Consider the following 15872-nt stretch of genomic DNA (forward strand, 5'->3'; position numbering starts at 1 on the left):
GTGACTCACTGGATGGTGGATGGGACGACGACGCGCGGTGCTGTGCGCGCTACGGCTGGCGACATACGGAAGGCGCGCCGTCCTATCTGCGGCGAATGGCGAGCAGCGTGGCGATCAGCCCGGTCGCCGCACCGGCCAGCAGCCAGTTGCGATGCTCGTCGACCCACAGTGCGGCACTCGATGCGCTGACCCGGTCGCCGAACGGTCCGCAGGTCGCATGCAAATCGGGCACCGGATGCCAGAGATTGGACGCTCGATCGCTCGCCACGCTGCGCTCCTGCATTTGTGCGCTATAACCCGCACGAGCCAGGTAGCGGTCGAGCAAGCCCGCGACAAATTTGTTCGCCCAGATCGCCTTGATCGTGGAGGACCCGACATAGAGTTCGCGGCGGCGGTGAGTCGCGGCCCAAACGACCGCATGCGCGGCGACTTCCGGCTGAAAAATCGGCGGCACCGGTTGTGGCGGGTGCGGCAGCTTGCACTCTGCCCACTCGAACTGCGGCGTGTTCAACGCCGGCATCTGCACCATCGTCAGATGGACGCGGCTATGGTCATGCATGAGTTCGCTGCGCACGGAATCGGTGAAGCCCCGGATCGCGTGCTTCGCGCCGCAATAGGGCGATTGCAAGGGAATCGACCGGTAGGCAAGCGCCGAGCCGACCTGCACTATCGTGCCCCGGTTTCGCGGCCGCATTCGGCGCAACGCGGACATCGTGCCCCAGACGTAACCCAGATAAGTGACCTCCGTGGCGCGCCGGTACTCGTCCGGTGAAATGTCATGCAGCGGCGCGAACACGGTCGTCATCGCGTTGTTCACCCAGACGTCTATTGGACCCAACTCGGCTTCCGCGCGCGAGGCCGCGGCCTCGACGGCCGACGCGTCCGAAACGTCCAGCGCAATTGCGATCGCCTCGCCGCCGAGTTCTTTCACCTCGCGGCGCACGTCGTCGAGCGCCGCCTGGTCGCGACTGATCAGCGCGATCCTTGCGCCGCGCCGCGCGAACTCGTGCGCGCTTGCACGGCCCACGCCAGCGCTCGCTCCGGTTATAACAACGGTCATGCCATTCCTGTTCGCTCTCATCGTTGCCTCACCTGTGCAGGAAGGTTCGTGGACTGTGACGCTTAACGCTCACCCTTCATTTCTTGAGCTTGCCGCGCAGCACCGCGACGTCGCGGGTCGAAACCGGCGCCGCGCGGTTTCCCCACGTGCCCCGCACGAAGCTCAGCACGCGTGCAACCTCGGCGTCGGTGAACTGATCGGCAAAGGCGGGCATCTTGCGGTGGACCGGCCCCTTCAGCGTCTGCGGACTACTGCCGCCCTTGAGTACGAGCCGAACCAGCGATGAAGTGTCGGACGCCAGCACAGTGGGATTGCCCGCGAGCGCAGGATATTTGCCGCTTTCACCACGCCCGTCCGCGTGATGGCATTTCGCGCAGAACGACATGTAGAGCCCCGCGCCGGGACGCTCGACATCGCCGGTTTTCAGCGAGATGGCCGTTTCGTGCGCCTCGGGCGAGCCTGGCGCGTAAGCCCCCGACGGTTCGCGCGCAGGCAGGCTTTTCAGATAGTGCGCGATCGAATCCAGATCCTCGTCGTTGAAATATTGCGCACTGTCTTCCACCACTTCGACCATGCTGCCGAACGCGACCACGTGCGTATCGCTGCCATGTCCGGACTTGAGGAACGAGGCGATGTCGCGCGGCGACAGACGCCCCAGTCCCGACCCAGGGTCGCCGGTCAGGTTCGGCGCGAACCAGTGATCGTTCGTTCCGCCCGTCAGATACAGCTTCGATGACTCGTCGTAGCCGCGCTCCTCGTACCCGGGGCCGCGCGGCGTGTGGCACGCGCCGCAGTGGCCGAGCGATTGCACGATATAGGCGCCCCGATTCCATAGCGCGTCGTGCTTGCTGTCGGGAATGAAGCGCTCGTGCCGTACGAACGCAAAATCCCAGAAGGCCAGGCCCCAGCGCTGGCTGAACGGGAACGGCAATTTCGTTTCCGGCGGCCGGTGCGTGACCGGCTGCACGCCATGCATGAAGTACGCGTAGAGCGCGTGCATATCGGCGTCGTTGATCTTCGTGAACGACGCATACGGCATGGCGGGATAGAGCCGCTTGCCGCCGGGCGCCACGCCGTCGCGCAGCGCGCGCTCGAAGTCGGCATAGCTGTAGCGGCCGATTCCAGTTTGCGGGTCGGGAGTGATGTTCGTCGAATAGATGGTGCCGAACGGCGAGCCCATCGCGAGGCCACCCGCGAACGGCGCGCCCTGCTTCCGCACGGTATGGCAGCCAGCGCAGTCGCCTAGCTTCGCGAGATACTCGCCGCGCAAAATCAGCGCGGGGTCCGATAGCGCGACAGCATCGTCGGTATCTACTTGAGGGGGCCCCGCGACGCTGCGCACGCACAACCCCGTCAATGCGATGGACAACGCGAGGGCGAACGTGGCGTAGGCGGTGCGTCGCTTGATCCGTTTCATGCCGGTCACCGCCACGTGCTGCACGGCGAGACGAGCACGACGGCCAAACCGGTCGCCACCAGCCCGACGACGAATAGCAGGCTCAGTATCAGTCCTGCCATCGCGAGAAAACGGGTTCGTCCCGGTGCGGTGTCGGATATCGCCGCAACCGGATCCGGGTGCGCGTCGCGGCTCACGCGCCAGCTTCGCCAGGAGATCCACGCGCCTGCCACACCCACCAGCAGGGCGACGACCGAAATCACGTTCAGCACCGGCATCAGCCATGACCACTGAGGCGCCGCGAGCGGCGTCCGATGCGGGAAACACGCCTGCGCCGCGAGCGTCTCGCCGATTTCCGTCTGCAGGACCCAGGCGGCGGCTGCGCCCAGAAGGCCGAACAGGATCAACAGCGCCCCGCCGGGGCCGCGAGGCGCACCGCGGCGTTCGGACTTGCCGTCAGCAACCGGCGACGGCGCTGAAGCCGGCCGCGTTGCCCCGTTGGGCCGCTGATCGGGCGCTTTCTGATAAACCACTGCGGCTCGCATCGTCGCGCTCCTACAAGAAAAATGGCGTGACATACAGCGTCGTGAAGATGAAGAGCCACACGACATCGACGAAGTGCCAGTACAGGCCGCCGATTCTCAGCGCGGCACAACGTTTTTCGTCGAAGTAGCCCAACGCGGTCCAGATCAGCAGGCAGGTCAGCACGATGAGGCCGACGAGTACGTGCAACACGTGAAAGCCGGTGATCGTGAAGTAGAGGGAGCCGTACAGATCCGTTGCCATGCCATATGGATGGTCGTGCCACTCCTTCATCTGAATGGCGACGAACACGAGCCCCAGCACGATCGCGAACGCCATCGACGCCACCGCCCAGCGGATCCGGCGCCGCCGCACCATGCGCTCGCACAGCCACACGAACACGCTGCTCGCCAGCAGCACACAGGTATTGAACGCGCCGATGCCAATCTTCGGCAGTCCCTCGGGCGGCCAGTGCAGTTCGATCTGCGAGTCGAGATACAGATATGAAAAGATCAGATAGCCGAACAACGACGCTTCGGTCGCGACCGTCGCCATCATGCCCCACCAGCCGCTCGACAATTTCCCCGCGCTGCCGACGGGAAGGATCAGGTCCTCATCGGTCAGATCACTCATGATTCGCTCCGGCATCCTGCACGCGCTGCGGCTCCCGCTGGATCAGCAAACGCTCGGGCCACAGCCAGATCAGCATCGCCGCACCGCATGCGGCGACCATCAATCCGCCGGCAATCCAGGCGTGCAGCAGCATGGCGGCAAACAGCAGCGCACTGAAGAGGCCGAGGAGGAACGGGGCATACGAGTCGCTCGGCATCTTGAGGATGATGTCCGGCTTCGCATCGAGCGATGTCGTGCCCAGCGCCTCGCGGCCATGGTCGAGGATGAAGCCTTCGTCGAGTTTCGAGCGCGCGCCCTCTCCGATCCGGTCTTCCCACAGTGGGTTGCGGCTGGCGACGAACGGCACGACGGCGAAGTTGTAGGCCGGAGGCGGCGACGGCACCGACCATTCGAGCGAGGCGGCATCCCAGGGATTGTCGCCGGCGGGCTTACCGCGCCGCAGGCTCACCGCCACGTCGATCAGAAAGATGAGAATGCCCACGGCGAACACGAACGAGCCGATGGTCGTGATCATGTTGCTCGTGTTCCAGCCCATGTTCGCCGGATACGTATAGATCCGGCGCGGCATGCCGAGCAGTCCCGAGATGTGCATGGGGAAAAAGCCCACGTTGAAGCCGATAAACGTGACCCAGAACGCGAGCCTGCCGAGCCGTTCACTCGTCATGCGGCCGGTGAACTTCGGAAACCAGTAGTAGATGCCGCCGAGCACGGGAAACACGTTGATGCCGAGCAGCACGTAGTGCAGATGCGCGACGACGAAATAGGTGTCGGTGAGTTGCCAGTCGAATGGAACGGCGGCGGTCATCACGCCGGAGACGCCGCCTATCACGAACATCAGCACGAAGCCCGCGAAGAACAGGAACGGCACGCGATACACGGGACGTCCCAGCCAGATCGTCGCGATCCATGCGAAGGTCGCGACCGCACTGGGGATCGAGATGAGCATGCTGGCGGCGCCGAAAAACGCGAGCGCGAGCGGCGAAATGCCGGTCGCGAACATGTGGTGAATCCAGACCACGAAGCCGATCATCATGGTAGCGACGGTAGAGACCGCGACCGGCGTATAGCCCACGAGCGGCCGCCGGCAGAAAGTCGGCAGCGCGTCGGACACGATGCCCATGGCCGGCAACACGACGACGTACACCCACGGATGAGCGAAGATCCAGAACATGTGCTGCCAGAGCAACGGGCGACCACCATGGGCGGCATCGAAGAAATGCGTGCCCACCTGCCGGTCGAGCCAAAGCATCAGAAACGCGAGACTTACCGAGGGCACCGCCACCAGGTTGGCCGCCGACGCGGTCAGCGTGCCCCATACCAGGATGGGCAGCCGGTCGATGGACATGCCGGGGGCGCGCATGCGCAGCAGCGTCACGACGAAATTGACGGACCCGACCGTAGTGGAGACGCCGAGCAGCACCATGCCGAGCGCGTAGACGTCGATGTTCGGCCCGGTGTTGTATTCGAGACTCGCGAGCGGCACATAGTTGAACCAGCCGGCGTCGGGCGCCTGACCGAGCGGAAAGCTCGCGTACAGAAAGAGGCCCGCGAACAGGAAAACCCAATAGGACAGTGCGTTGAGACGAGGAAACGCCATGTCGCGCGCGCCGAGCACGAGCGGCCAGAGATAGTTCGAGAAGCCCGACAGCACGGGCAGCGCGTACAGGAAAATCATCGTGATTCCGTGCATCGTGAAAAGCTGGTTGTACTGTTCCGGCGACAGCAGATGCGAGTTCGGCCGCGCAAGCTGCACGCGCATCACGAGCGCCTCGATGCCGCCCGCAATCAGAAAGAGGAACGCGGTGACGATGTAGCGCATCCCGATGCGCTTATGGTCCACCGTGGACAGCCAGCCGCGCCAGCCAGGCTCGGTCTCCCACAGATCACGCAGACGCTTCTCGCGCTCCGAGCCTTGTGGCATGCGGCCGACTTCGGGCCGGCGCGCGAGCCGCAGATCGGGTGGCGTGGGTGCGAGGTCGGCCATGTTCTTCCTTGTCGGATAGGGACGCTCTAGTGGAGCGTCGCGAGATAGGCGGAAAGCGCCGCGGCGTCCTGCACGTTGAGCGTGAAGCTCGGCATCAGCGAATCCGGTTTGATCAGCTGAGCATGCTGGACCCAGTCGAGCAGATGCGCGGGCGTATTTGTCAAGGTGCCCGCCGCAAGCTGCTGGCGCGAACCCACATGCGTGAGGTCCGGGGCCTGTACGCCTGCCGCGTCGCTACCGCGTACGGCATGGCAGCCCGCGCAGCGGTCCATGAAGATTTTCTGGCCGTCACGCACTCGGCCGTCAGCGGGCGCCGCTGCCTGACGCAGTTGCGCGTCGCGCCACGCATCGAAATCCGCCTGGGGTTGCGCGATGACGTCGAAGGCCATGTGAGCATGTTGCGGGCCGCAAAACTGCGTGCACTGACCGCGATAGTCGCCCGGCGCGTCGGCCTCGATCCATTGCGTGTTGACTTGCCCCGGAATGGCCTGGGTCTTGCCGGCGAGGCGCGGCACCCAGAACGCGTGGATCACGTCGGCACTTTTGAGCCCGATCCGGACCGGCACGCCCACTGGAATGTGAATCTCATTGGCGGTCACGAAATGATGCGTCGCATCGGAGTCATCGCCGTAATCGATCTTCCACCACCAGTCGTACGCAGTGACGGTGATACTCAAGCCCGGAGTAAGCGACGGTTGCGCGACGGCCTCCAATGTGACGAGCGTGTAGCAGAGCGACACCAGCAACGCCACGGTCGACACGCCCACGCCGACATAGACCCATCGCATGCCGCCCGCCTCTTTGCCCAGCGCACGCGGCGCGGCCTCGGGACGGCGCCGCATCAACGCACCCGCGAGCAGGACAGCTACGATGACGACGACCGCGACGCACATTGCAGCCAGGCCCCAGCCCAGATGCATCGTCGGCGACGCGGCGGGCCCGGCGGAATGCAGGAAGTATTCGAGCGGCGCGTCAGCGTGCGCGGACGATGAGACGAGCAACGCGCTCACTAGCACCCTCGCGCCACTGCGCGAAGTCACCGCGACGCGCACGACAACTCCCCACGCGCGGCAAGCGCTTCGATGCGGTCGGCGGTGCGGCAGGCAATCGCCTGAATCGTCAGTGACGGATTGACGCCGCCAACGGTCGGAAACACCGAACCGTCGCAGATCCAGAGATTCGGAATGTCCCAGCTTCGGCAATCGCTATTGACCACGCTCGCGCGTGGATCGTCGCCCATGCGCGCGGTGCCGTTCAGATGGCACGTGTCGTTGTCCTCGTTCCAGATCTCGCGTGCGCCCGCGGCCTGCAAATGCCGCCCCATGAAGTCGAGCGAGTGTTTGATGAGACGCTTGTCGTTGTCGCACAGCGAATACGTGACACGTGTAATCGGCAGACCGTACTGATCTTTTTCATCCGCGAGCGTCACGCGGTTGCGCTCCTGCGGCAGTGTCTCGCCGACGATTTTCAGCCCTGCCTGATGATTGTATTTGGCCATTTCCTGAAGCAGCGCGTCGCCCCACAGGCCGCGCCCGTTCTGCGTCGACGCCCATGCGTTCGGAAGCGCGCCCTGGCTCATGTAGCAGTAGCCGCCGAAGAAATCCTTGCCCGTGTCGGTGTAGTTCCAGTGCTCGGTGAGTGCGAGCGAAGGTGGCCCCTTGTACCAGCGGATTTCTTCGTCCATGACGCCCCACGCCGCCTGGTTGGTCTGCACCATCAGGTTCTTGCCGACCAGTCCCGAACTGTTCGCGAGCCCGTCGGGGAACCGGGCGTTGGCGGACATCAGCAGAAGGCGCGGCGTCTCGATTGCATAGCCGGCGACGACCACGTTGCGCGCCCGCTGGAATTGCCATTTGCCTTCGCGCAGATAGTGCACGCCGGTCGCGTGCCCAGCGTCGTCGGTTTCGATGCGGCCGACCATGGCCAGATCGCGGATCTCGGCGCCCGCCTGCACCGCCCACGGAATCCAGGTCACGAGCGCGCTCTGCTTCGCATTGGTCGAACAGCCCGTCACGCAAAACCCGCGATAGATGCACTGATGCGATTCGCCTCGCGGCGCAGACACTGTCGCGAGCGGCGTCGGCGTCCAGTCGATGCCCATCGCCTCGGCGCCGCGCGCGAGCACGAGCGCCGCCGCGTTCAATTCGTGTGCGCGATAGGGATAGCGAGGACGCTTCGGGCCCCACGGATAATTCATCGGGCCGGAAATCTTCAGCGCATCTTCCACCTGCGCGTAGTAGTGCCACATTTCGCGCCAATCCAGCGGCCAGTCCGCGCCATAGCCGAGCTTCGTACGCGACTTGAACCACTCGGGCCGAAAGCGCAGCGACACCATCGCGAAGTGCACGGTGCTGCCGCCGACCGACTTGCCGCTGTTGTTCTTGCCCAGGCGCAACGGCGTTTCCCCGTCGACGATGCGCTCGTCGGTCCAGTAGACCTTTTCCTGATGCGCTTCGTCCGAGGCGAATTCTTCGAGAGGCCGCCACCAGGCGCCAGCGTCGAAGGCGACCACGGAGAAGCCTTTCTGCGCGAGCCGGCAAGCGAGTGTGCCGCCGCCCGCCCCCGTGCCGACGATGACAAAGTCCACCGCTTCGTTTTGCGGATACTCGCGCATCTGCAGCCAGCCGCCGACCCGGTGTACGTCCGGCGCCCGCCCGTTTTTGCCGCGAGGCGTGTGCAGGGCGTCATCGAACACGTTCGTTCTCCTTGCGCGCCTCGTCTTCACCGCCCGGCGCGGCCTCGACCGCTTCCCACGGATCGCGCCGGCCCGCGACCAGCCGGACATAGCCGCGCGGACTCGCGGGGCCGCCGAATCCGATCTCGCTCCACGAGGCAGGATGCGAGTAATACGCGCCGCAGATGTCGTGCAGAACCCGGTCCGTGAAGAACAGTTGCGGCGGCATACCGCGCCAGGCAGCGTCGCTCAGTTCGCCTTTCTGCATCTTCGTGATCAGTGCGTCCTGCTGGCCGTCGTCGAGCTGATGGAACAGGACGTCGTGGCGAGTCCGCGATTCGGCGTCGAGCGCCGCAAGACCCCACCGCCACGCGTCGCCGGCGGACGGCAACCGCGCGTCGCGATAGCCGTCGCCCTGACCGCGCTGCAGACGCTCATCGACGAGCGCCGCAACCGGCACAGGCGGCCGGTCGGCAGGTTGGGGAACGACACGCCCGCACAGCGCCTCGAGCGTGCGCCACGCAGCATCGTCGAGAAACGTCGGCTCGCGCCGGACCGCCAGCCGTGCATCGACGACACGCCGGGTCGTCTCGTCCCATGAGGGCGTCTGGCGCTTGCGCAGCACGTCATAGCCGGGGTAACGCGAAGCGTGCGGCTTGTGGTTTTCGTCACTCATCGGCTTCCCCTTCCCTCAGGCCAAGCGCCGCGAGCCCGGCCAGCGCGAGCGCCGTGAAGCTGGGCGGCGCCGGAAGCGGTGGCCCGCTGAAAATGTTCTGCGACCAGTTGCGCCAGCCCCCCATATTGCGCGCGACGCCGAACGTATGGAATCCGACGCCTGCAAAACCGAGCAGCGCGGTACACCGAAGCCACATCCGCGTGATCCAGCGCTTCGGCTGCGGCTCGGCAATCGCGGCATGGGCGAGCAACGCAACAGCCAAAGGCGGGATGGCGACCGGTGCGTACATCGCCGGATTATGGAATGCACCCCTGAAATGCAGCAGTGCGGCCTCGCCGACGGTGCCGATCAACCCGACGCTGGCCAGCAGAGCGAGGGCACGGCCGGCGGGCATTCCGGCGAGGCGCGGATCACGCGCGGGTTCGTCGCGCAACCGCTCGGCGACCGCGCCAAGCGCGCCAGAGAGCAGCATGGCGATGGGTGCGCCAATTGGCGCCGCGTAGAACAGATTGCTCCATCCGAATCCGCCCGGCCTTTTCACGATGTTGTACAGATGAAAGCCGTTGCCGATCACGCCGGTGGCGGCCGCCGTCAGATAGATCGCGTCACGCAGACGATGCGCTGCCGCATTGCGGTCCATGCCGCCGTGTACGCCAGCGCCGAGCGAGAGCACCGAGACGACCAACGGCGTATACATCACACGGTTCTCGAACGAGCCGCGATAGTGCTCCATGCCGCTGTCGGCAAGCACGGACAACGCGAGCAGCGCGGAACTGCGATTGAGTTTTCTCGCCGCGTCCAGATGCGCCGGGATCGTCGTCCGCGCCACATTCTGCCGCCCGGCATTGCCTGGTGTGGTACCGGTACGGGTCAGCGCAACGGTCGCTGCCAGCGCCGCCGCGGCACTCACGATCCCTAGTCCGATCACTTCGGCCTTCTGCATCGTCACTCCTTCAATGGACGCGATAACACTGCGCGTCCGCATGCTTGAATTCGAGGCCGCATCCCGGACGCGACAGGTCGGGTGCGATCACGCCGTCGTGTGGCGCCGGCGCACCGTCGAACAACATGCGCTCGATACGGACGTGATCATGGAACCACTCCTGATGCCGTAAGCGGGGTGCCGCACACGCCGCATGCAGATGCAACGCGGGCGCACAATGGGCGGACAGCGCAACGTGATGGGCATCTGCGAGATTGGCCGCCTGCATGAAGCCCGTGATGCCGCCGCATCGGGTTGCGTCGGCTTGCAGGACATCCACCGCGCCGGCGTCCAGCATGCGGCGGAAATAGTCGGCCGTGTATCCATACTCGCCTGCTGCCACCTCCATGTCGCCCGGCAGCAGGTCGCGCAAGCGGCGCAAACCCTCGAGATCGTCGGATGACACGGGTTCTTCGAACCAGGCGACCTTCTGCTCTTCGAAGCAGGCTGCCAATGCGGCAGCCTGCTTGATGTCGAGCGCGCCGTTCGCATCGACGAAAAGGCCGCGCTCGCCGATGGCGGCGCGCGCCACTCCCACGCGATGCGGATCTCGTGCGGGATCGGTGCCGATTTTCATTTTCACCCAGCGGCATCCTTCGTTGGCAATCCAATGGGAGAACTGTTCGCGCAGATCATCGTCCGTGTAGGTGGTGAAGCCGCCGCTTCCATAGATGGGCACGACATCGCGCAACCTGCCGAGCAACTGCACGAGCGGCACGTCGAGCAGCTTCGCCTTCAGGTCCCACAGCGCGCAGTCCACTGCGGAGATAGCCGTCGCGGCGAGGCCTTCGCGCCCGAGATTGCGCACGCTGCGCTGCATAGCAAGCCATGCGCCAGGGATGTCGAACGCGTCGAAGCGCTGAATGGTTTTCGTCAGCAATTGCTCGATGAGCGGCAACACGGAAGCACTCGTGTAGGTGTAGCCGAGTCCCGTTTTACCGCCCGCATCGATCTCGACCAGGACTAGCGTCGTCGAGTCCCATGCGATCGTGCCGTCCGCTTCGGGCTTGTCGGTCGGAATCGTATAAGCCAGCGCCCGTACCGTGCCGAGCGGCACGCCGCCTGTATAAGCTCGCATCGCCTCAGTCCTTCTTGCCGTCCGGCTTGCCGCCAGATTCGTCGTGATTCTTGTGCCCGTGCGGCAGCACCGCGCTCAGTACCTGCTTTACGGCACCCACCAGCATTCCGCTTTCCTGCGGGTCGCCTTTGATAAGCGTCTGCGCGAACGCCTTGGCTTCCTTCAGCGAGATGTGCGGCGGCAAAGGCGGCACAGTGGGGTCCGCCTTCACCTCGAGCACGACCGGACGATCCGCTGCGAGCGCTTCTTCCCAGGCCGCGGCGAGGCGCTCGGGATCGTCGACGTAAATCCCTTTCAGTCCGAGCAGTTCCGCAAACTTGTGATACGGCACATTAGGAATCTGCTGGGATGCATTGAACTTGGGATCGCCCTCCATCACGCGCTGTTCCCACGTGACCTGGTTCAGGTCTTCGTTGTTCAGCACCATGCAGATCCAGTGCGGACTGGACCATTGCTTCCAGTACTTCGAAACCGTGATCAGTTCGGCCATGTTGTTCATCTGCATTGCTCCATCGCCGACGAGCGCGATCACCGGCCGGTCCGGGTAGGCGAACTTGGCGGCGATTGCATACGGCACCGCCGCGCCCATCGATGCGAGACCGCCGGATAGCGAGCACATCATGCCGCGGCGAATCTTCAGATCGCGCGCATACCAGTTCGCGCACGATCCCGAGTCGCTCGTGATGATTGCGCGTTCCGGCAGACGTGGTGAAAGCTCCCACATCACGCGTTGGGGATTCACGTCTGTTTCGGCATTTTCCATTGCCCGGGCTTCGAGCGTTTTCCACCAATCGGCCACCCAGCCTTCGATCTTCTTGCGCCATGCGCGGTCCGTTTTTTCCTTCAATAACGGCAGAAGCGCTTTCAAGGTATCGACGCTGTCGCCGACCAGATTCACCTCCATCGGATAGCGCAAGCTCAGCATGTCCGCTTTCAGGTCGATCTGTACGCCGCGCGCCTGTCCTTCTTTCGGCAGGAATTCCGAGTAAGGGAAGCCGGAGCCGATCATCAGCAAGGTGTCGCAGTCGGTCATCATGTCCCAGCTCGGCTTGGTGCCAAGCATGCCGATGGAGCCCGTGACCCACGGAAGTTCGTCGGGCAACGCGGCCTTTCCAAGGAGCGCCTTGGCGACGCCGGCGCCGAGTTTGTCAGCGAGAGCGATGACTTCGTCGGTTGCGTGCAGGGCGCCCGCGCCGACCAGAATCGCAATCCGTTCACCTGCATTCAATACGTCAGCGGCGCGACGCAGGTCGTCATGTTTCGGCACGACAGTGGGCGCCGAGTAGCCGATGCCCGAATGAACGGTGCCGTGCTGGCGCTTCGGCTCCTGATATGCCACGTCCTGAAGATCGTTAGGCAGCACAATCGCGGTCACGCGTCTTTCGGATAGCGCGGTGCGGATCGCGCGGTCAGCAAGATGGCGGACCTGGGCCGGCACGCTCGCCTGCTGGACGAATGCGCCGGCCACGTCCTTGAACAGTGAAGGCAGATCCAGTTCCTGCTGATAATGGCCGCCGAGCGACGCGCGCGCCTGCTGGCCGGCGATGGCCAGCACCGGCATGTGGTCCATGCGCGCGTCGTACAGTCCCGTGACGAGGTGTGAGGCGCCTGGTCCGGACGTCGCGAGACACACGCCAAGTTCGCCGGTGAATTTCGCGTGGGCCGAGGCCATGAAGGCAGCCATTTCCTCGTGCCGGACCTGGATGAACTCGATTTTTCCGTCGGCCCGGTTCAACGCGCCCAGAATGCCGTTGATGCCGTCCCCGGGATAACCGTAGATGCGCCTGATGCCCCATTGATGGAGGCGCTCGACAAGGAAATCGCTGACCGTCTGGCTCATTGTTGCTCTCCTGAATCCTGGACAGACTGCCAAGCGACTCTCTGCTCACACCTGCGTCGTGCAATCTGATCTGAATGTTGCGTAACGACCTATCACGCCGTGATGTATCGCAAGAAGCCTGCCCGCTTTGCACCTCTGTGCGTGGTAAAGGCCCGCTGCCCGCTTGCACAGGATGGCGCAGGCATATTGCAAGGACTGCAAAACCTCATTGAAATTTTCAGTCACCGTGTAAAACTGCCTAAAAATGTATTTCCGCCACGGGCGCTGCGCTGAACCGCTAGTCGCATTTCTAGATGCTGCCTTCGGACGGACTAACGGCGACTGGCGCAAAATCCGCCATGCAGCTATCTCAGGTCGTCGCGTAGGTCGCGAACACCGCGGCCTAGACGCTCTCGCAACAGTGCCCTGAGTGTTCCCCCGTCGCTGTAGCCAACCTCCGTCGCGATAGCTTCGAGGGCGAGGCCGCTTCCATGAAGCAGCGATTGCGCACGCTCGACACGCAGGTCCCGGAAAAAAGCTCCGGGTGATTTGCCGAGAACGGCCGTGCAACGGCGTTGCAAAGTACGAGCGCTTGTAGCGAGCTCGTGCGCTGCCCTTTCTAAAGAGAAGCCATTCCTGAGGTTATCGCGCGCCCACCGTTCGAACCGCTGAATCAACGGGTCTGCATGCGTCAGATGGTTCGGGATGATATAGGCCGCCTGCATTGAACGAAAATCGGCGAGTAGATCGCGGGAAACCGTGGCGGCCAAATCGGGGCTGACCTTACGGATCAGCCACAGGGCGAGGTCGAGATGGCCCATTGCTGCGCCAGCAGTCACACCGATAGCAGACGGCACCAGCATCCTTGATTCGTCCAGTCGTACAGCGCGGACTGAAGATCAGCAAGTACTGGGGTTCGAATTGCCAGCAATGTTCGCTAAAAGGGGATTGCACGCCAGGTCTTTGAGGCGCACGGTGGACTAAACTTATGCGCAGGTCGCTTGCGCAGCATTGATGTCGCAATTGCCGCGAAGCAATGTTAACCCCTCTAATGCGAAGAGACGCGGTCTTCGGCCGCAGCGCTATGTCACGACAGGCGTGCGGAAACGCACTTTCCCGTTTTATTGAGATGGTCGCGAGCTGCGGAATCGCTCAGCGCGGCGGGCGCTGTTGTGCCAGCCGATGCACCACATCGGAAACACCGATGAATCCAAGGAAAACGACTTCAAGGCACCGGATCGCGCAGCGCGCGATCCGCGCGTCACGCCCTCAAAGGATTCCCGGCTATTTGACCGTATATGCCAGCGCGCCGCATTAAGTTCACAGACGGCCCACTCTTTCCAGGCTATGCAGCATGCAATGTATCCAGGTTCGACAACACGTCAGTCGTCGCTCCCGGCTCCTCAGCGAAGAAGCGCCAGGTGACATGACAATGTCAAGCTCGGAGCCGACGTGCCTCACATCTTAAGGATACCTCATGTTGTGCCGCGGTAGCGACCCGCTGCGATCGCAAATCCGCCGCTCCGAGGGAAAAATCGCGCAATGAAACGTCAGGTTGGCTTCTTGCTGGCGGTCGTAACATGATCGACCAGTGCCAACCACAAGGAGTGAACATGCACCTGTTCAAGCGTCTAGCTATTGCGATGGTCTTACCGTTGGCGGCTTGCGCCGTCGGTCCATCAAATTCACTCGACACCGGCCTGGGCGCCTCGCCCGCCATTCCAGCTCCAGAGTCATCATTGATCCCGATGGTCAACATCGCGCCGGTTCGGACGCGCCCGCCGGGCTTCATGCCGAGCGCGCCCGTCGGCTTCACCGTCACGCAGTTTGCCAGTGGCCTTGCCCACCCGCGCTGGCTTTATACGCTGCCCAATGGGGACGTACTGGTCGCCGAGAGCGATGCGCCCAAAGAGCACGACAAAGGCAGCGGCCTCTTTGGCTGGATCAGACGACAGGTAATGAAGCGCGCAGGCGCCGGTGTGCCGAGCCCCGACCGCATCATGCTTTTGCGCCCTGTGAAGGAGAGCGGTGTCGCGCAAATGCAGACAGTGTTTCTGCATGATCTGCACTCGCCGTTCGGCATGGCGCTCATCGGAAGCCAGCTTTACGTTGCCGACACGGACGCCCTGCTGCGGTTTGACTACGTGAAGGGTGCGACCTCGATCGCAGACTCCGGCGTCAAGGTTGCCGATTTGCCGGCCGGGCCGATCAATCACCACTGGACCAAAAATATCCTGGCCGACCGGGACGGCGAGCATCTCTACATCACGGTTGGATCGAATAGCAACGCAGCGGAAAATGGCATCGACGCCGAGAAGGACCGGGCGCGGATCCTCGAGTTCGACGTGAAAACGGGGCACTTGCGGGCCTATGCAACGGGTTTGCGCAACGCGAACGGGCTTGCCTGGCAGCCAGACACCGGTGCGCTATGGACGGCTGTTAATGAACGCGACGATCTTGGCAACAACCTGGTGCCAGACTACATGACTGCGGTGAAAGACGGCGGGTTCTACGGCTTTCCCTATAGCTACTATGGCCAGCATGTGGATACGCGGGTCAAGCCTGAGCGGCCCGACGTCATAGCGGAGGCCATTGCGCCAGACTATGCCCTGGGCAACCATACGGCATCGCTAGGTCTGGTCTTTTACAACGGGACGCTGTTCCCCACGCACTACCGCGGTGGCGCGTTCGTCGGTCAGCATGGTTCATGGAACCGCAAGCCGCGCACGGGTTACAAGGTGGTGTTTATCCCTTTTTCCAATGGCAAGCCGGCGGGTGCACCGGAGGATTTTTTGACGGGCTTTCTAACGAACGACGGCCACGCGGTTGGACGGCCTGTCGGTGTCGCGCTGGACAGGCGCGGGGCGCTACTTGTGGCGGACGACGTTGGCAACGCGGTGTGGCGGGTCGCGCCCATCAGCGCGGCCCAACGCTCCGGCAAATCTTCGAGCGGCGACTGATGCTGTTGTGACCGTAAGCAACCCATTCGAGGCCTGAAGGTCCGGGCCCAGCGCGGTCATGACGACCGTGCTCGATGCAGTCGCCGTA

The 15872-nt window shown here is 63.7% G+C and carries 12 protein-coding genes and 1 pseudogene; 1 reads left to right on the top strand and 12 read right to left on the bottom strand.

Annotation, left to right across the window (positions count from 1 at the left end; genetic code table 11):
* Positions 1–82: 82 nt before the first annotated feature.
* The 12 genes and pseudogenes from JMY24_RS32510 to JMY24_RS32565 all read right to left on the bottom strand — a co-directional run.
* A complete protein-coding gene (locus JMY24_RS32510) occupies positions 83–1060 on the bottom strand; it encodes an SDR family oxidoreductase (protein ID WP_236597619.1) in 978 nt (325 codons plus the stop codon).
* A 76-nt stretch (positions 1061–1136) separates the two neighbouring features.
* The gene (locus JMY24_RS32515) at positions 1137–2477 is read right to left on the bottom strand and encodes a c-type cytochrome (RefSeq protein ID WP_201703595.1); all 1341 of its coding nucleotides are present in this window, start codon (positions 2475–2477) and stop codon (positions 1137–1139) included.
* Positions 2478–2482: 5 nt separating this feature from the next.
* On the bottom strand, positions 2483–3001 hold the full coding sequence (locus JMY24_RS32520; protein ID WP_201703597.1) for a hypothetical protein: 519 nt from the start codon (positions 2999–3001) through the stop codon (positions 2483–2485).
* Positions 3002–3011: 10 nt separating this feature from the next.
* The gene (locus JMY24_RS32525) at positions 3012–3611 is read right to left on the bottom strand and encodes a cytochrome c oxidase subunit 3 (protein ID WP_128595080.1); all 600 of its coding nucleotides are present in this window, start codon (positions 3609–3611) and stop codon (positions 3012–3014) included.
* Entirely contained in the window at positions 3604–5595 is a 1992-nt protein-coding gene (ctaD, locus tag JMY24_RS32530) for a cytochrome c oxidase subunit I (protein WP_128595079.1), read from the bottom strand. Before ctaD ends, JMY24_RS32525 begins: the two co-directional genes overlap by 8 nt.
* 26 nt (positions 5596–5621) lie before the next feature.
* Positions 5622–6605 (bottom strand): cytochrome c oxidase subunit II, encoded by a 984-nt coding sequence (coxB, locus tag JMY24_RS32535; protein WP_243671919.1) that lies wholly within the window; start codon positions 6603–6605, stop codon positions 5622–5624.
* 26 nt (positions 6606–6631) lie between these two features.
* Complete coding sequence (locus JMY24_RS32540; RefSeq protein ID WP_128595077.1) at positions 6632–8290, bottom strand: GMC family oxidoreductase; 1659 nt, start codon at positions 8288–8290, stop codon at positions 6632–6634.
* Positions 8280–8945 carry a gluconate 2-dehydrogenase subunit 3 family protein gene (locus JMY24_RS32545; RefSeq protein WP_201703599.1) on the bottom strand — a complete coding sequence of 222 codons (666 nt, stop codon included), beginning with the start codon at positions 8943–8945 and terminating at the stop codon, positions 8280–8282. The genes JMY24_RS32540 and JMY24_RS32545 overlap by 11 nt, the downstream gene beginning before the upstream one ends.
* On the bottom strand, positions 8938–9888 hold the full coding sequence (locus JMY24_RS32550; RefSeq protein ID WP_128595170.1) for a hypothetical protein: 951 nt from the start codon (positions 9886–9888) through the stop codon (positions 8938–8940). Before JMY24_RS32550 ends, JMY24_RS32545 begins: the two co-directional genes overlap by 8 nt.
* Before the next feature lie 10 nt (positions 9889–9898).
* Entirely contained in the window at positions 9899–11005 is a 1107-nt protein-coding gene (locus JMY24_RS32555) for an enolase C-terminal domain-like protein (RefSeq protein ID WP_128595171.1), read from the bottom strand.
* A 4-nt stretch (positions 11006–11009) separates the two neighbouring features.
* On the bottom strand, positions 11010–12845 hold the full coding sequence (locus tag JMY24_RS32560; protein WP_201703601.1) for a thiamine pyrophosphate-requiring protein: 1836 nt from the start codon (positions 12843–12845) through the stop codon (positions 11010–11012).
* Positions 12846–13189: 344 nt separating this feature from the next.
* A pseudogene (locus JMY24_RS32565) lies at positions 13190–13711 on the bottom strand (helix-turn-helix domain-containing protein); the annotation flags it as partial.
* Positions 13712–14437: 726 nt separating this feature from the next.
* Here JMY24_RS32565 and JMY24_RS32570 point away from each other — a divergent pair.
* A complete protein-coding gene (locus JMY24_RS32570) occupies positions 14438–15784 on the top strand; it encodes a PQQ-dependent sugar dehydrogenase (protein ID WP_128595172.1) in 1347 nt (448 codons plus the stop codon).
* Positions 15785–15872: the final 88 nt, after the last annotated feature.

Origin of the sequence: Paraburkholderia kirstenboschensis, from assembly GCF_904848585.1 — a bacterium.
In the GTDB taxonomy this organism is placed as follows: Bacteria; Pseudomonadota; Gammaproteobacteria; order Burkholderiales; family Burkholderiaceae; genus Paraburkholderia; species Paraburkholderia kirstenboschensis.